The sequence below is a fragment of the Actinoplanes sandaracinus genome, assembly GCF_030009775.1.
GTDB lineage: Bacteria > Actinomycetota > Actinomycetes > Mycobacteriales > Micromonosporaceae > Actinoplanes > Actinoplanes sandaracinus.
On the sequence record NZ_JASCTH010000012.1, the window covers coordinates 92,503 to 108,253 of the forward strand.

15 protein-coding genes are annotated in these 15,751 nt (G+C 71.1%); 8 read left to right on the plus strand and 7 right to left on the minus strand.

All coding sequences use genetic code 11. The features are described 5' to 3' along the window. Together QLQ12_RS19430 and QLQ12_RS19435 are read right to left on the minus strand one after the other, a co-directional pair. Positions 1–567, minus strand: coding sequence for a GAF domain-containing protein (locus QLQ12_RS19430; protein ID WP_282761620.1), 567 nt, complete (start codon positions 565–567; stop codon positions 1–3). A 232-nt stretch (positions 568–799) separates the two neighbouring features. Continuing rightward, on the minus strand, positions 800–1,702 hold the full coding sequence (locus tag QLQ12_RS19435) for an AurF N-oxygenase family protein (protein ID WP_282761621.1): 903 nt from the start codon (positions 1,700–1,702) through the stop codon (positions 800–802). A 53-nt stretch (positions 1,703–1,755) separates the two neighbouring features. On the opposite strand from QLQ12_RS19435, the gene QLQ12_RS19440 reads away from it, so the two are divergent. From QLQ12_RS19440 to QLQ12_RS19460, 5 genes are read left to right on the plus strand one after another with little or no spacing between them, the layout of a single operon-like run. Then, on the plus strand, positions 1,756–2,442 hold the full coding sequence (locus QLQ12_RS19440) for a TetR/AcrR family transcriptional regulator (protein WP_282761622.1): 687 nt from the start codon (positions 1,756–1,758) through the stop codon (positions 2,440–2,442). After that, a complete protein-coding gene (locus QLQ12_RS19445; RefSeq protein ID WP_282761623.1) occupies positions 2,439–2,747 on the plus strand; it encodes a DUF4873 domain-containing protein in 309 nt (102 codons plus the stop codon). The genes QLQ12_RS19440 and QLQ12_RS19445 overlap by 4 nt, the downstream gene beginning before the upstream one ends. After that, on the plus strand, positions 2,740–4,203 hold the full coding sequence (locus tag QLQ12_RS19450) for a flavin-containing monooxygenase (protein WP_282761624.1): 1,464 nt from the start codon (positions 2,740–2,742) through the stop codon (positions 4,201–4,203). Before QLQ12_RS19445 ends, QLQ12_RS19450 begins: the two co-directional genes overlap by 8 nt. Next, positions 4,200–5,075, plus strand: coding sequence for an SDR family NAD(P)-dependent oxidoreductase (locus QLQ12_RS19455; RefSeq protein ID WP_282761625.1), 876 nt, complete (start codon positions 4,200–4,202; stop codon positions 5,073–5,075). Before QLQ12_RS19450 ends, QLQ12_RS19455 begins: the two co-directional genes overlap by 4 nt. Next, positions 5,072–5,911: an alpha/beta fold hydrolase gene (locus QLQ12_RS19460; protein ID WP_282761626.1), complete on the plus strand. Its 840-nt coding sequence runs from the start codon at positions 5,072–5,074 to the stop codon at positions 5,909–5,911. Before QLQ12_RS19455 ends, QLQ12_RS19460 begins: the two co-directional genes overlap by 4 nt. A gap of 201 nt (positions 5,912–6,112) precedes the next feature. Here QLQ12_RS19460 and QLQ12_RS19465 read toward each other — a convergent pair whose 3' ends face one another. Together QLQ12_RS19465 and QLQ12_RS19470 are read right to left on the minus strand one after the other, a co-directional pair. Further along, positions 6,113–6,502: a cyclic-phosphate processing receiver domain-containing protein gene (locus QLQ12_RS19465; protein WP_282761627.1), complete on the minus strand. Its 390-nt coding sequence runs from the start codon at positions 6,500–6,502 to the stop codon at positions 6,113–6,115. A gap of 76 nt (positions 6,503–6,578) precedes the next feature. Further along, the gene (locus QLQ12_RS19470) at positions 6,579–7,130 is read right to left on the minus strand and encodes a hypothetical protein (protein WP_282761628.1); all 552 of its coding nucleotides are present in this window, start codon (positions 7,128–7,130) and stop codon (positions 6,579–6,581) included. A gap of 583 nt (positions 7,131–7,713) precedes the next feature. Between QLQ12_RS19470 and QLQ12_RS19475 the strand changes: the two genes are divergently transcribed. Then, entirely contained in the window at positions 7,714–8,250 is a 537-nt protein-coding gene (locus tag QLQ12_RS19475) for a hypothetical protein (protein ID WP_282761629.1), read from the plus strand. A 446-nt stretch (positions 8,251–8,696) separates the two neighbouring features. Here the strand turns inward: QLQ12_RS19475 and QLQ12_RS19480 are convergent, their stop codons facing one another. After that, positions 8,697–9,482 (minus strand): hypothetical protein, encoded by a 786-nt coding sequence (locus tag QLQ12_RS19480; protein ID WP_282761630.1) that lies wholly within the window; start codon positions 9,480–9,482, stop codon positions 8,697–8,699. A 1,524-nt stretch (positions 9,483–11,006) separates the two neighbouring features. Continuing rightward, on the minus strand, positions 11,007–12,194 hold the full coding sequence (locus QLQ12_RS19485; protein WP_282761631.1) for a citrate synthase 2: 1,188 nt from the start codon (positions 12,192–12,194) through the stop codon (positions 11,007–11,009). Between the two features lie 67 nt (positions 12,195–12,261). On the opposite strand from QLQ12_RS19485, the gene QLQ12_RS19490 reads away from it, so the two are divergent. Next, positions 12,262–13,440 (plus strand): citrate synthase, encoded by a 1,179-nt coding sequence (locus QLQ12_RS19490; RefSeq protein WP_282761632.1) that lies wholly within the window; start codon positions 12,262–12,264, stop codon positions 13,438–13,440. Between the two features lie 493 nt (positions 13,441–13,933). On the opposite strand, the gene QLQ12_RS19495 is transcribed toward QLQ12_RS19490, so the two are convergent. Next, positions 13,934–14,860 (minus strand): ABC transporter substrate-binding protein, encoded by a 927-nt coding sequence (locus tag QLQ12_RS19495; RefSeq protein ID WP_282761633.1) that lies wholly within the window; start codon positions 14,858–14,860, stop codon positions 13,934–13,936. A gap of 122 nt (positions 14,861–14,982) precedes the next feature. Here QLQ12_RS19495 and QLQ12_RS19500 point away from each other — a divergent pair, with 122 nt between their 5' ends. Further along, positions 14,983–15,750 (plus strand): 3-hydroxybutyrate dehydrogenase, encoded by a 768-nt coding sequence (locus QLQ12_RS19500; protein WP_282761634.1) that lies wholly within the window; start codon positions 14,983–14,985, stop codon positions 15,748–15,750. Position 15,751 lies beyond the last annotated feature (1 nt).

A 15,751-nucleotide genomic window follows, 5' to 3' on the forward strand; every position in this document is an offset into this window, starting at 1 on the left:
TCAATCGTCGACCGTTTCCCGCATGCGCTGCTCGGCCATGGCGCCGCGTATCACCAGCAGGCGCAGTTCGAGCTCGTCGGTCACCGCGGCGGCCAGGTGCGCCAGCGCGGTCAGTTGTCGTCCCGTCGTCTCCCGTGGACGGCTGTCGATCACGCCGACCGTGCCCAGCCGGTAGCCGTCGTGGGTCCGGATCGGCGCCCCCGCGTAGAACCGCAGTCCCAGCTCGCCACGGACCAGGGGGTGCTCGTGCGTCCGCGGGTCGGTGGCGGCGTCGTTGACCACGTAGACGCCGTCCTGGGCGATGGCCGATCCGCACAGGCCGGGTTCCGGGCCGACCTCACGGACGCCGGGCAGGCCATGAGCCGCCACCAGCCAGATGCGATGCTGCTCGACGAGGGAGACCGTCGCGATCGGAGTGTCGAAGAGGGCCGCGGCGATGAACGCGATCCGTTCGTACGTCTCCTCGACCGGCTCGTCCACGAGCTGATAGCGGTGCACGGCGTCGAGCCGGGCCTGCTCCTCGGCGCCGGCGCTGTCAAGGTACTCATAGGTGCCGCTGCATCTCATGGGACCCTCCTCACCCGGATGATCACTCTCGGTGACATCGAGCCTAATGGGCACACCGGTGGCCGGCGGCGCCGATGCGGGAGGACTTCGCTCCTGGCGCGGCTTCGCGGCGCGATGTCGCACACCCGGTCCGGTTTCGGCCGGGACGACACGGGCGGCGCGGCATCGGCGACTGCCCCTCGCACACGCGCCGGCGACAGGGCATCGATGTGGCGGTCGTCCTCGGCGCGGCTCAGGCCGTACGCGGAAGAAGGCCGGAAGCGTGCCAGAGCGCCGTGCCCGGGCCACCGATGAGGTCGAGGTCGGAGAGGAAGGCGACCACTCGCTCCCCCGCCCATCGCATGGTCTCGCGGTGGTGGGGGTTGGCGCGCGCCGCGCGCCGCCCCTGTTCCGGGTCGATGCCGACGGCCCGGTAGACCCGCGGGTCGATGAGGCGCCTCCCGGTGAGATAGGCGGCCCGGGCGATGACCAGCTTGTCGAAGGCGAGGCGGCCGCGGCCGGCGGCCCGGATCTGGCGGGCGAGCTCCTCGCGGGCGTAGCGGACGTGCCGGGCCTCCTCGACGACGTGGATGCGGGAGACCATCCGGACCAGCGGCTGCACGTCCTCGTGGTTCATGGCCTCGCGCTGCAGGGTGTCCAGGATCTCCTCGGCGATGAGGATGGCCGCGTACATGCGCGGGCCGACGCCGGTGTGGGCGATCCACTTGCCGAGCCACTGGTTGACGCCGACCGGCTGGTAGAGGGGCGCGTCGAGGCGGGCGATCATGCGGCCGAACATCACCGAGTGGCGGCACTCGTCGGCGATCTCGGTGAGGGCGTACTGGGCGTGCGGGGCGGTCGGGTCCTGTTTGAAGTATTCGCGGACCAGCAGCTGCATGAGGATGGTCTCGAACCAGACACCGAGCCCGGCGATGCTGGCGACCTCGTGTTTGGTGAGCTCGACGCGCTGCTGTTCGGTCATCCGCTCCCACAGGGCGGTGCCGTAGAGGCTGGAACGGTGCGGCGGCACGAAGTATTTGCCGTCGACGAACGGCGCCTCCCAGTCGATCTCCACCTCGGGGTCGTACGAGTGCTCGGCCGAGGAGCGGAGCAGCCGGGTGGCGGTGCGGTCCCGCTCGGTGGGAGTGGTGGTCATCCGGTCCTCCACAAGTCTTGACGTTACCGGCGGTAACAGTTACTTCTAGTACTATGAACTCGGTCACTCCCCCCGTCAATCCCGGCGACGGCCGCCGCGGCCGCTGGGACGGTCATCGCGAACAACGCCGGGCGGAGCTGACCCTCGCCGCGATCGAGGCGATCCGTCTGCACGGCCCGGACGTCGGCATGGGGGCCATCGCCGCCCACGCCGGTGTCAGCAAACCGGTCCTCTACCGATACTTCGCCGACAAGTCCGAGCTGTGGCTCGCCGTCGGCCAGCAGGCAGGCCAGATGGTGATCGAGGCGATGGTCCCGGCGGTCGCCGCCGTCCGGGAGGAACGCGCGATCGTCGCCGCCGCCATCGACGTCTACCTGGCGCACATCGAATCCGATCTCAACCTGTACCGGTTCGTCGTGCACCAGCCCGACATCGCCCGGCACCGCGACGTGGTCGCCGACGTGATGGACACCGTGGCCAGCGGCCTGGCCCGGATCCTCGGCGACCGGCTGCGGGCCCGTGGTCTCGACTCCGGGGCGGCGCTGCCCTGGGCGTACGGCGTCGTCGGTTATGTGCAGGCGGTCGGTGACTGGTGGCTGCGCCAGCAGCAGCCGATCAGCCGGGAGGCGCTCAGCGAATACCTGACGACGTTCCTCTGGGGCGGCATCGCCGGCATGCGCCGTGCCGCCGACATCCCCGGCGGACTCGCCGCGACAGAAGGGTGGGCGAGAGATCTGTGAGCACCGACGCCGAGGAGTACCGAGGACCCGCGACCTTGCGCCTGGAGGACGGCCCGGTCCCGGTCGAGATCAGGATGTCCGCCCACTTCGAGCCGATCGAGGGCCGGTTCCGCTGGGCGGGGCGGACGAAGCCGCACGACATGCTCCGCGAGCGGGTGGGCGCCGGCCTGCGCAAGGCGGCGATCGTCGTCCCGGGTTCCCCGGAGACCGCCGTCAAGCTGGGCGATCCCGATCCCTGGGGCGGCATCCGCATCTCCGGAACCGGCACTCCGCCCTGGTTCGCGACGGGCGGCCGGGATGAGTGAGCACTTCGACGTCCTGATCATCGGCGCCGGGCTGTCCGGCATCGGCGCCGCCTGGCGGTTGCAGCGACAGCGGCCCCAAGACACCTACGCCATCCTGGAGGCACGCGACGCGATCGGCGGCACCTGGGACCTGTTCCGCTATCCAGGCGTCCGATCCGACTCGGACATGTTCACGCTCAGCTATCCGTTCCGGCCGTGGCGCGAGCCGGAGGCCCTCGCCTCCGGCGACAAGATCCGCCGCTACATCCAGGACACCGCCGACGAGGCCGGCATCACCGGCAACATCCGGTTCGGTACGCGGGTGACACGCGCCGATTGGTCCTCCGCCGAGTCCCGCTGGACCGTCCACACCGCCTCCGGCACGACGTTGACCTGCACGTTCCTCTACGGCTGCGCTGGCTACTACAGCTATGCCGAGGGTTATCAGCCCGACTTCGCGGGTCTCGGCGACTTCACCGGGCGGCTGGTGCACCCGCAGTTCTGGCCGGCCGACCTGGACTGGGCCGGCAAACGCGTGGTGGTGATCGGCAGTGGCGCGACCGCCGTCACGCTGGTGCCGTCGATGGCCGCCGACGCGGCGCACGTGACGATGCTGCAGCGCTCCCCGACCTACGTCACCCCGCTCCCGGACCGGGACGTGATCGCCGACGTCGCCCGCCGGTTCCTGCCGCCGAATGCCGCGAACCGGGTCGCCCGCGCCAAGAACATCCTGCTCACACAGGGTTTCTATCAGCTCGCGAAACGCCGGCCGAAGCTGGTGCGGCGCGCGCTGCGCGACGTCGCCGTCCACTTCCTGAAGAATCCGGGGTACGTGGACGAGCACTTCAAGCCGTCCTACGACCCCTGGGACCAGCGGCTCTGCGTGATCCCGTCCGCCGACCTCTACACGTCGATCGCCGACGGCCGCGCCTCGGTGGTCACCGACCACATCGACAGGTTCGTGCCCGAGGGCATCCGACTCAGATCCGGAACGGTCATCGAGGCTGACGTCGTCGTCTCCGCGACCGGCCTGTCCCTGCTGCCGATCGGCGGCGTGGAACTGTCCGTCGACAGCGAACCGGTCGACGTCGGCAAGTCCGCCGCCTACCGCGGGCTGATGCTCAGCGGGGTGCCGAACTTCGCCTACTGCATCGGCTACGTCAACGCGTCCTGGACGCTGCGCGCCGACCTGTCCCACCGCTATCTGCTGAAACTGCTCGACCACATGGAACGCCACGGCTACACCGCCGCGACCCCGACCACCCCCGGCGACATCGGGCGCCCGCTGCTCGACCTCTCCTCCGGGTACGTGCAGCGCGCCCTCGACAAGTTCCCGCGCCAGGGGAACCGCGACCCGTGGCTGGTCCGGCAGAACTACCTGCGTGACGTGGTCACCACGCCGCGCGCCGACGTCACCCGCGACATGAGCTTCACCCGCCGTCCCGCAACCGTCCGCTCAACCGAGGTGGTTTCATGACACGACTTCCCGCGTACCGGTTCGCCGGGCGCACCGCCGTGCTCACCGGCGCCGCCAGCGGCATCGGCGAACAACTCGCCTACGGCCTGGCTCACCGCGGCAGCGACCTGGTGCTGGCCGACGTCGACGAGGGCCGGCTCAAACCGGTCGCCGCGCGGATCAGCGCCGCGCACCCCGGCCTCAACGTGCAGACGATCATCGCCGACCTGGCCGACCGGTCCGCCGTCGACGCGCTCGCCACGCAGGTGCTCAACGAGCATCCGGCGATCGGCCTGCTCGTCAACAACGCCGGCATCGCGCTGGGCGGCCGGTTCGACCAGGTGTCGATCGACCAGTTCGAGCAGGTCATGAACGTCAATTTCCGGGCGCCGATGCTGCTCACCCACGCTCTGCTGCCGTCGCTCACCGCCACGCCCGGCGGGCATCTGGTCAACGTGTCCAGCCTGTTCGGGCTGATCGCGCCGCCCGGCCAGAGCGCGTACTGCGCCAGCAAGTTCGCCCTGCGCGGGCTCAGCGAATCGCTGCGCAGCGAGCTGATCGACAACGGCGTGGGCGTCACCACCGTGCATCCCGGCGGCATCCGGACGAGGATCGCCGAAGCCGCGCTGGTGGGCTCACACGTACCGGAGGAGGAGATCGAACCGAACCGCAGACTCTTCGCCGCGCTGCTCAGCTATCCCCCGGAGAAGGCCGCGGAACTGATTCTGCGGGCCGTCGCGAAGCGAAAGGCCCGGCTGCTCATCGCCACCAGCGCCAAGGCGCCGGACCTGCTCGCCCGGCTCCTGCCGGTCGGTCACGCGAGGATCGTCCGCGCGGTCACCGTCGCTTCCGCCCGCGGCGCGCGCCCGGCCGGCCAGGCGGCCAGAAGATGAGATTCCTTGAGGTACGGGGTACGCGAGTCCGTGTCCACGAAACAGGCGATCCGGCCGCCCCGCCGGTCGTGCTGCTGCACGGCATCGGCCGCAGCCTGGAGGACTGGCTGCTCCAGCATCCGCTGCTGGACAGCGAATACCGGGTGATCAGCATCGACATGCCCGGATTCGGGCTGTCCCAGCGCATGCCGGCCCCGACGACCCTCGACGTCCTCGCCGACGGCGTGTGGGCCACCCTCGACACTCTCGGCGAGACCCGCCCCGTACACCTGATGGGCAACTCGCTCGGCGGCGCCGTGTCGATGACCATGCTGGCCGCCGCGCCCGGCCGGGTGTCCACACTGACCCTGGTGAACAGCGCCGGATTCGGCAAGGAGGTGACCGCCGCGCTGCGCCTGCTCGCCGTCCCCGGCCTCGGCCGGCACATGCTGCGCCGCATCGACCGGCTCACCGCGCCCCGCATGGAACGCCTGCTCTTCACCGACCGCGCCCTGGTCACCCCGGAACGCGTTGCGATGGCCATCAAGGTCGCTCAGCAGCCGGATTTCGCCCCCGTCTACCTGGAGGTGGCCCGAGCGCTCGGCGGTTTCCGGGGCATCGCCGCCGCCTGGCGAACCGACCTGCTCGCCCGCCTCACCGCCCACGAGAAACCGACGCTGATCGTGTGGGGGGATCGTGACCTGATCCTGCCCAGCAAGCATCTCGCCGCGGCCCGAGCGGCGTTCCCGCACGCCCAGTCCCACATGTTCGCCGACACCGGCCACATGCCACAGATCGAACGGCCCGCCGAGTTCGCCGGGCTGGCCCGCCCGATGCTGGCCCGGGTCTCCGTCTGAGACGTCACTGAGGGGGCACGGTCCGGGTGGCGCCCAGGGGGCGCCACCCGGACCCCGCGGCTTCCGCCGCGGCCCCCCCCCACGGCCAGTGTCGCCGTGTTCATGGGGCTGGGGGGGCCCTGGGGGGGGGGCCCCCCGGGGGGCCCCCCCCCGCACCGCTCGTCTTCCGCCGCGTCCGCCCGCCTCGGCCTGTGCTGTGGCCTATGGTCCGGCTTGGCGGTCAGCGGAGCCGACTCCGTCGACGTAACCCACCGCGGGGTCACCCGAAGCGACGCGGACCGGATAGTTCCAACGGCGGAGAGCCTGCGCCATCTTCGCGGCGCCCGCGGGATTGGCTGAGTGAATGATGACGACACCGACATCGAAGGGGCGGCACTCGAAGGCAGCCCGTTCAAGGACTTCCACGACCGGCCAGATGGTGTCATCGTCGCCCAGATCGTGGTCGAGCCACAGTTCATCGAGCCGGTTGCTCCGGTGACGGTCGAGAAGCTCGACTCCGGCTGAGCTGGTGCGCGCCACCTCGGCCGGCCGGCCGTCAACGAATGAGCGGAGATCGTCGACGAGGACGATCGCCGGCTTTCGGTCAGTCATCGCACTCCTCCACGGCGCCTCGAAAAGAACATTCGGTGATCGGGACGGGTTTGCGGCCCGTCCCGATCAGCGTGCCCTACAGGAGGCACTCCCAGGAGTGCGGGTCCCGGAAGTTGGTGAAGCGGTCGAGGCGGTAGCCGAAGTACGTCTCGAAGCACGCCTGCCCGACATTGATGTCGGCCAGAGCGCCGGACTCGCTGGAACGGCAGTGCCAGTCGTAGGCGGTGTCACCGGACAGCACCGCCGTGTCGAAGCCCTGGCTCCGGCAGTATCGGGTGAAGTCCGGTGCGCCTCCCTGGCGATTCGAGACGAACCAGCAGCGCACCGAAGCCGGGTCGGAGAAGGTGCCGATGCGGTGGACGTTCCGCGGAACGTATGTCCAGCGACAGGCCTCGTCGAACGAGATGTCGGCCTGGCGGTTGTCATTGCCGCGGCAGTGCCAGTCGTAGGCGGTGGAGCCGGTCAAGACGGCATCGGTATACCCCTGGGACTGGCAGTAGCCGCCCAGGTCGGGCGCGCCGAGGTCGTAGGGCGTGCGCGGCGTGGCGCCGGCCGGGGCGGCGAAGACGCTGAGGGCGGTGGCCAGTGTCGCGACCGTCAACAGCACGGCGCGCAAGATTCGTGACATGGGGGTGGTGATTCCTTCCTTGCCGAGTGGTGTGCTCCGAGGCTCGCCAAGCGCCGGTGACCGGGAGGGTGAGCGCCTTGACGGGGTAGCGGGGTGCGGCGCCGAACACCGTTCGGTCGCTGGGCCGTTCCAGACGTCCGCGTCCGTAGCCGATGCGGACGCTGGCAACTGCCCTGTGAACCCCTCGAACCATTGTGGAGTTGACCGAGCGAATTGCAAGTTCTTGCGGTCCTTGTAGGTTTACGTCACACCCAGGTTTACGACCTGCCGAGTACGCCTGCAGGTATCGATCACCGAGGGGCCCGCCCCGCCACCACTCAGGCTGGCAGGTGAGCCCGTGGCGCTGTGTCCGTCGTCTCGTTGGCCCTGGGCCCCTGAGAAATCGCCGGTCACAACCCCCTCGACCACCCCATTAACCGAGCGACGTGAATGCTTGACACATGACGTCTACATGCAGGTAATGCAAGAACTTGCAGCGATCCAGGGATGTCCATATGGTGGGGCCCGCCCACCGGACACCGCCGTCCGGCCCCACGTGGGGCATGCCCACCACGAGGAAGGAAAGTCCATCACCATGCCACGCATGCTGCGTAACGTCCTGATGATGGCCGCGACGCTCATCGCCGCCCTCGGACTCTTCGCCGCCCCGGCCGGCGCCAGCCCATATCCGGCCACGGACCAGGGCCGGGCGGACCTCGCCGGCTACTGCCGGTCGCAGGGACACACCGATGCCGTGCTGACCGGCTCCACCGCCTACGACTGGCACTGCCGGACCACCGACAACCGCCTGGTCGATATCGCCTTCGACGACGCCTGCCTTCGCACCGTCGGCGGCCACGATCGAATCGGCAACTTCTACGACCCTCAGTCCGTGCACTGCTGGACCTTCTCGCCTCAGCCGACCGCACCAGACTTCACCGGATGGTGCCAGCACAGGTTCGGCTACGACGAAGCGGTATTGCTCGGCAACACCGCGTACGACTGGCGCTGCCGCAACACGCAGTCGGGTGCCCTGGCCGACATCGCCGTCTGGGAAGCATGCCTGTTCACGCTCCGCGGGCACGGGATCGACCGCTTCCGCGACTTCTACGACCCGCGCTCCTGGGAGTGCCAGCGCTAGTACGCCCGATCCGGGACGGGCGCGGTGCCCGTCCCGGTTTCCCGGGCAGGGCATTCAGCCACGATCGGTCACCTCGCGTGGCCGACTCCTGCGCTGGCCGGGGCCCGGAACCGAGGTGAGAGCGAAGGAATCACCCGGCGATGTCGGCCGGCCCTTCGCCGGTGAGCGCTTCGCCCTGCCGAGCAGTCACTCCCCCGCACGGCCGCCTGTCACACGGCGGAACTCTCCCTTTGCGGCGGTCGCCTTCTCCTCGGCGGGCGCTTCGCCGTTTCGGGCAGCGGTTTTCCCCACGCCGTCGGCCGCACACACCGCGGTTGCCCTTTTCGGGCAGCCGCCTCCCCTTCCGGCCAACCGTGCAGGCGGCGGACCGCTTCGCCCTCGGACGATCGTCCCAGCGCGCGCCTCGCCCTTCCGGTGGCCGCGTCGTGGCATGGCTGGCCGTACCGTCACTCCGCGGCTCGGCGGACCGTGATCTCGCTGCGGGCCAGGTGGCTGGGCAGGGCGTCACGGGAAGCGCCCGCACTCAGCGTTCTCGCGACGGCCGGATCGACCACGAGCGCCGTCAGCTGGAACGTCTCGTCGCCCCCGCTCTCCAGACCGGCCGGGCCGCAGACGAAAGACCGGCCACCCCGGCAGGCGCCCACGACGTGGTACGCGGTTCCGCCACCGTGCCGCCACAACAACCACACCTGGTGGTCGGTGGGCAGCTCCGCGCTGCCGCTGACGGTCGTGGCCGCGGTGACGGTCTCGCCCTCGCCGGGCTTGCTGAAGCTGACCGAGGCCGCCTTCTCCGGTGTCCCGGCACGCGCCTGCTTCCTCATCGCGGGAGTCCTGGCCCCCGCCGGAGCCGTTCGTGTGGGCAAGGCGCTCGCCCCCGGCACGGCCGTCACGACACGGCCACCGGCGGGCGGCACCAGAGCCGGTGATCCGGTCCGGCGGCCCGCAGTGCCCAACCTCGTACCCGGCATCGGGTAGCCCGCGGCCGTCGCGCTGGGCGCCACGAACGGCGCCAGGCCGGGCTGCGCCGCCCCGGCGGACGCCGTCACGACCGGTGCCTGCGATGCGATCACCGGCGCCGGACGGAACTCCGGGGCCTCCGGTGAAGCCCCGAAGGCCGGGACGACGACGGCCCCCACCCCAGCGGCCGCGAGCGCGACGCTCAGGACCGGCCGCTTGCGCGCCTCCCGGCTCAGCGTCGCCGCCATCCGCCCCAGGGCGGCGGTGTCAGGCATGGACCGCCCGCTCAGTGACCATCCACCCCGTGGCCAACCGCCCCCTGGCCGTCCATTCTCTAGACGTCCGTTCTCTGACCGTCCGCGCAGTGACCGGCCACTCAATGACCGGCCTGCGGCGGCCGGTTCGGGCTCGGGCCGCGCGTCTCCGGCCGAACTCGCGCTGGCGGCCCGGCGCGACGTCTCGGCCAGCCGGGCGGTCCACGCTCGGCCCGCCTCGTCGGCCTTGCGGGCACTTTCGGGCAGCCGCGCCCGGTCAGCCGACCGCATGCTCTCGGCGAGTCCCGCCGTGACGGCGAACCGCACGGTCTCCGTCAACCGCGCCTTGTCCGCCAACCGCGCCTTGTCCGCCAACCGCGCGGTCTCCGCCGGTCCCGTGGGGTCGGCGGGCCCTGCGATATCCGTCGGCCGCGCGTTCTCGGACAGCGTCACTGGGACGGTCAGCCGGGCGGTCTCGGCCGGCCCCGGGATATCGGGAACTCGTCCGGTATGGGGCGACGCCGCGAGGTCGGACCGCGCCGCTGGAACAGTCAGCCGGGCGGTCTCGGCCAGGCCGGCCGGAACGGTCAACCGTGCCATGCCAGACGACCCCGCAACGTCGGACGTCCCCGCTGGAGCGGTCAACCGTGCCGTGTCAGACAACCCCACGATGCCGGACGACCCCGCTGGGACGGTCAACTTCGCGGTCTCGGCCAGGCCCGCTGGAACGGTCAACCTCGCGGTCTCGGCCAAGCCCGCTGGAACGCTCAACCGCGCGATGCCAGTCGACCCCGCGATGCCGGACGGCCCCGCAACGCCAGACGACACCGCGATGCCGGACGACACCGCAGCGCCGGACAGCGCCGCAGTGCCGGCCGGTGCTGTGGGAACGGTCAACCGCGCGGTCTCAGCCAGCCGCGCGCTGTCGGCTTGCGGCTTGTGGGGGCCGCCGGATTCGGATCCTCGGGAGGGGGCAACCATCGAACGCCTTCCGCATGATCGGAGGCCGCCGGTGAACCGCCGGCCGGAGCGCCGTGCTCGGCGGCGCGTCCGACCCGATAACCCGACTCAACCCAAATTAGATGCGGTTGTCCGGAGTGTCGGTATTGTGGCGCGCCTCTCCCACCCTCCGACCCGCTCCCCGACTCCGGCTCCCCATCGGCCTCGGGGTCAGGCCTCGAACCCGCCGCAAACCCGGCTTCCCAGCCCCAAACCCAGTTTCGGTCACCTCGGACCCCGGCCGAGAACCTGTCCCGAGCTCGAATCCAGTTCCGGCCGCGATGCCGCCTTGGAGCCCACCGCGAACGTCCTCCCTGAACACGCCTCCAACCCCGCCGCAAACCCGGCCTCAGACTCGCCTCACCTCGGCCCGAGCCCCGCCGCGCGAACTCGCCGCAACCCGCGGCCCCCCGAACCCCGCCGCGGACCCGAGCCTCGAACGCGCCGCAACCCGCGGCCCCCCCCCGAACCCCGCCGCGGACCCCAGCCTCGAACGCGCTCAGACCCAGCCGCGAAGCCTCCCGGAGCCCCGCCTCGAACGTGGCCTCAGCCGTTACGCCTCAGCGCTTCGGACCAGCCACTGACCCCTGAGGCCTGACGTCCCCCGGGGCCCACGTAGTCCGCCGACGGCCGGATGATCTTGCCGAGGCGCTTCTGTTCCAGGATGTGCGCGCTCCAGCCGGCGGTCCGCGCGCATGTGAACATGGCGGTGAACATCTCGGCCGGCACTCCCGCGAAGTCGAGGATCACGGCCGCCCAGAACTCGACGTTCGTCTCGAGGACCCGGTCCGGTTTGCGTTCCCGCAGTTCAGCCAGGGCTGCCACCTCCAACTGCCGGGCCACCTCGTAGCGCGGAGCGGCCAGCTCGCGGGCGGCATCCCGCAGAATCCGCGCCCGGGGGTCCTCGGCCCGGTAGATCGCGTGCCCGAACCCCATCAGCCGCTGCCCGCGGTCGAGGAGGTCACGCACGTACCGCCGAGGGTCGGCGCCCTTCTCGACGTCCTCGATCATGCCGAGCGCCCGCGACGGAGCCCCGCCGTGCAACGGCCCGGAGAGCGCCGCGACGGCCGCGGACAGGCAGGCCGGGGCGTCCGCGCCGGTGCTGGCGACGACGCGCGCGGTGAACGTGGAGGCGTTCATGCCGTGCTCGGCCGCGCAGATCCAGTAGCGGTCGATCGCCGCGACGTGCCGCGGGTCGGGCTCGCCCTGCCAGGCGATCATGAACCGCTCGGTGGCCGTCCGGCCCGCGTCGATGAGCCGCTGCGGCACCGCCGGAAGACCCGAAGACGACGCACCGCCCGAAGATGATGTCTGGCCCGAAGACGATGCCGGAAGGCGGGAGGTGGCCCCGGCCGGGAAAGCGGCCCGGGCAGCATGGGCGACATATGACAGGACCGCCGCCGACGCGCGGGCCACGTCCTCCCGCGCTTGGGCGCCGGAGATGTCGATCAGCTGGCCCAGCTTCCAGCGCGGGGCCAGGAGCGACACCGCGGCCTGCACGTCAGCCCGGATGTCGCCGGAGTTTTCCACAGGCGCGAGGGGCTCGGCTACCGGTAGTCCCCGTTCGAAGTCACCATCGACGAGCAGTCCCCACACGTCGCCGAACGACACCGTTCCGGCGAGAGAGTCGATGTCCACGCCGCGGTATCGCAGCGCCCCGCCGTCGCGGTCGGGTTCGGCGATCTCGGTGTCGAACGCGACGACACCGGCAAGTCCAGGATTGACTGTCAACATGACATCAATGTGGATCCGGTACATGTTGATGTCAATGTTGATCCAGTCAATATGAGAGCATGACTACATGAATACGCAGCCACTGCTGACCACCGAGGAAGTCGCTGTTCTCCTGGGCGTCAAGCCCGCCACCGTGTATGCCTATGTCAGCCGTGGCCTGCTCTCCAGCCGCCGCAACGCCGACGGGAAGAACAGCATGTTCGCCAAGGCGGACGTCGACGCGTTCCTGGCCGGCCGGCGCCGCACGACCACCCCGGGCATCCAGACCGGCATCACCCTGATCAGGGACGGCGGGCTCTACTTCCGCGGTCGTGACGCCACGGTCCTGGCCCGGACCACCGCCTACGAGGCCGTCGCCTCGCTGCTCTGGACCGGTGACCTCGACGACGTCCCGTTCCCCGTCGACCGGAACCTGAGTGACCTGGCACGGGCCGTCACGCGCCCCCTGCCCGGGACCGCCCGCCTCACCGACAACCTGCGCGTCACCGTCGCCGCCGCGGCCGCCGCCGACCCGCTCCGCTTCGACACCTCCCCGGCCGCCGTCGTCGCCACCGGGCGGCAGTTGCTCGCCGCGATGGTCGAGGGCCTGCCGCCCCGGCACGCGATCCCGATCCGGCAGATGCCGTTCGCCGAGGCGCTGTGGATGCGACTGACCGGCGAGAGACCCACCGAGTCGGGTCTGCGGGCGCTCAACGCGGCTCTGGTTCTGCTCGCCGATCACGACATCGCGGCGTCGACCCTGGCCGCCCGGGTCGCCGCGTCCACCCGCGCCCACCCCTATGCGGTGGTCGGCGCCGGCCTCGCGGCCCTCGACGGGCCGCTGCACGGGGCGGCGAGCGGTCTCGCCTACACGCTTCTCGCCGATTCCATGACCGATTCCGGGCCGATGGTCACCATCTCCGAGCGGTTGCGTTCCGGCGTGATGGTCCCCGGTTTCGGGCACACCCTCTACCCGGCCGGCGACCCGCGCGCCGCCGCACTGTTCGACCTGCTCGACGACGGACCCGCCAGGGACACCGCGCTGCGGTTGGACGAGTCGCTGCGTACCCGGTCGGGAACGCCAGCCAACATCGACCTCGCGCTCGCCGCACTGGCCCTGCATCACCGCATGCCGCCGGACGCCGGCGAGGCGATCTTCGCGGTGGCGCGCACGGCGGGCTGGCTGGCGCACGCCCTGGAGGAGTACGGCGACCGCCCGCTCCGCTTCCGCCCGTCCGGCACATACGCCGGAGCCCAGCCGGCCTGACCCGGCCCGGCTCCGCCCAGGTCAGCGCCTGCCCGCCGCGGCGGAGGCCGCTCCAGCGCCAGCGGCGGCTATCGCGGCGGAGCCGTACCGCGAGGCGAGCTCAGCGACGCTTCTTGAACTTGGCGGTGCGACGGAAGTGGCCCGCCCACGGGCGCCGGCAGGCGATCCCGGCGCCGCCGGCGGGGTGGAAGGACCAGGGTGAGCCCGCTGTTCGCCACCGCACAGGTGAAGTACCAGGTTCCGGCGACCATCTCCACACCGGCGGTCGTGGGCAGCGGGCCGATCCTCGGAATGGTGGTGTAGACGGCGACGAACAGCAGGATCGTGGTGAACACCTGCCACGGCCGCCATCTGCTGTCGCCGTTCCGAGCGTTTGCCCACAAGTTCCCGGCGATGGCGGTCGGCACCCCGAAGCCCAGGCCGAGAGCGGTGCCGGTCAGCCATGGACCGGTGCCGGCGGCCGGCGAGGGGAAGAGCCTTCACAGCTGCCAGATCACCACGGCGAGGCACGAACGGAGCGGTGGCCTCCACGTCGAGGCCCTTCTTCCGGCGCCCGTGGTCGAGGCCCTTTCCCCGGCGCCACTGATGGGCGGCAGTCTATTGATCGGAAGCAAGTTCGTTCCGGTCTCCGGTGACGCGCGCGGACGGGTCGTGGGGCGGAACCGGAGCGAGTGGGGTGCGGCGGAGGCGAAGGGCGCGGCGCAGCGGGTCGAGGCGGCCGCCGAGACCGGTCAGACCGCCCGGCACGAAGTAGACCGCCAGGATGAACAGCGCGCCCAACACGAACAGCGGCTTCCCGAACGGCCCTGGCAGTGACCCGCCGAGCCGGGCGAGCCGCTGGTCGCGTGGTGACGGCGTCGACGTTCGACCTGCCGAACGCCGAGTCGGGGGCGAAGACCAGGACCTTCCGGCCGTCGCCGAGGTACGGCTTCGCGGCCAGCACGTCCTGGTACGACTGCCGGCCGGACCGGAACGTGTATCTGTTGACGCCGGTGAGCCCGTCGGTGGCGGCCGGCCCGGAGACGAACAGAACCCTGTTCTCGGCCGCGAGCGGGGCGACCTGCAGCGCCACCCCGGACGAGGTGGACCCGCCGAGCACCGTGAAGCCCTTGCCGATCAGGTCCTTGGCCGCGGCGACCGCCTTGACCGGGTCACCGGCGTCGTCGGCGTAGGTGACCTCGACGGCCCGGTCACCCACCTTGCCGGTGCCCTCGGTGGCGTAGGCGAGGCCGGCCCGGAAACCTTCCGCGTACTGCGCGCCGTAGGTGGCGAGCGGACCGGACTGGGAGTGGACGACACCGACGCGGAGGGGACCGGAACCGGAACCGGAACCGGCGCCGGTGGCGGTCTGCGGGCTGCCGCAGGCCGCCAGGGCGAGGGCTCCCGCCGCGATCGCGGTGGTGGTGCGCGGTTGCTTCATGCGGCCACACGCTAGGAACAGCCCGGCGTCAAAACCATCGGCATCGATCACACGGGGCGCCGCCCGGTTGTGTGGGGCGGGCACATGTCGGCCACGGGCGGCGCGGCCGTACGTTCACCGCCATGACGACGGCACAGGTGGTCGACCTTGATCTGGCGGGCCGGACCGCGCTGGTGACCGGCGCGGGCAGCGGTATCGGGCGGGCCTGCGCCGAACGGCTCGCCGCGGCCGGCGCCGATGTGGTGGTGGTGGACATCGACGAACGGGCCGCGAAGGAGGTGGCCGCCGCGACCGGTGGCCGGGCCGTTCCCGCCGACCTGTCCGACCTGGACGCCGTGGACGCTCTCCCGGCCGCGGTCGACGTGCTAGTCAACAATGCCGGCCTGCAGGTGGTGGCGCCGTTGACCGAGTTCCCGGCGCACGAGTACTCACTGATCCAGCGGGTGATGGCGGAGGCGCCGTTCCGGCTCGTCAAGCTGGTGCTTCCACACATGTACGAGCGCGGGTGGGGCCGGATCGTCAACATCTCGTCGGTGCACGGGCTGATCGCGTCACCGTTCAAGGCCGCGTACGTCAGTGCCAAGCACGCGCTGCAGGGGCTGTCCAAGGTGACCGCGCTCGAAGGGGCCGCGCGCGGGGTCACCTCCAACTGCATCAATCCCGGGTTCGTGCGGACCCCACTGGTCGACAAGCAGATCGCAGGCCAGGCGGCCGTCCACGGCATCGACGAGTCCGAGGTGATCGGCACGATCCTGCTGGACCGGGCGGCGATCAAGGAGTTGGTCGAGCCGGCCGAGGTGGCCGAACTGCTCGCCTATCTCTGCACGCCACCGGCCCGGCTGATCACCGGGGCGTCGATCACCATCGACTGCGGCTGGACGGCGCACTGAG

Bases quoted from the DNA above. Each gene is read 5' to 3' on its own strand.
- QLQ12_RS19430 (WP_282761620.1), bottom strand. From the start codon at position 567: ATGAGATGCAGCGGCACCTATGAGTACCTTGACAGCGCCGGCGCCGAG.
- QLQ12_RS19435 (WP_282761621.1), bottom strand. From the start codon at position 1,702: ATGACCACCACTCCCACCGAGCGGGACCGCACCGCCACCCGGCTGCTC.
- QLQ12_RS19440 (WP_282761622.1), top strand. From the start codon at position 1,756: ATGAACTCGGTCACTCCCCCCGTCAATCCCGGCGACGGCCGCCGCGGC.
- QLQ12_RS19450 (WP_282761624.1), top strand. From the start codon at position 2,740: ATGAGTGAGCACTTCGACGTCCTGATCATCGGCGCCGGGCTGTCCGGC.
- QLQ12_RS19455 (WP_282761625.1), top strand. From the start codon at position 4,200: ATGACACGACTTCCCGCGTACCGGTTCGCCGGGCGCACCGCCGTGCTC.
- QLQ12_RS19460 (WP_282761626.1), top strand. From the start codon at position 5,072: ATGAGATTCCTTGAGGTACGGGGTACGCGAGTCCGTGTCCACGAAACA.
- QLQ12_RS19465 (WP_282761627.1), bottom strand. From the start codon at position 6,502: ATGACTGACCGAAAGCCGGCGATCGTCCTCGTCGACGATCTCCGCTCA.
- QLQ12_RS19470 (WP_282761628.1), bottom strand. From the start codon at position 7,130: ATGTCACGAATCTTGCGCGCCGTGCTGTTGACGGTCGCGACACTGGCC.
- QLQ12_RS19475 (WP_282761629.1), top strand. From the start codon at position 7,714: ATGCTGCGTAACGTCCTGATGATGGCCGCGACGCTCATCGCCGCCCTC.
- QLQ12_RS19480 (WP_282761630.1), bottom strand. From the start codon at position 9,482: ATGCCTGACACCGCCGCCCTGGGGCGGATGGCGGCGACGCTGAGCCGG.
- QLQ12_RS19485 (WP_282761631.1), bottom strand. From the start codon at position 12,194: ATGTTGACAGTCAATCCTGGACTTGCCGGTGTCGTCGCGTTCGACACC.
- QLQ12_RS19490 (WP_282761632.1), top strand. From the start codon at position 12,262: ATGAATACGCAGCCACTGCTGACCACCGAGGAAGTCGCTGTTCTCCTG.
- QLQ12_RS19495 (WP_282761633.1), bottom strand. From the start codon at position 14,860: ATGAAGCAACCGCGCACCACCACCGCGATCGCGGCGGGAGCCCTCGCC.
- QLQ12_RS19500 (WP_282761634.1), top strand. From the start codon at position 14,983: ATGACGACGGCACAGGTGGTCGACCTTGATCTGGCGGGCCGGACCGCG.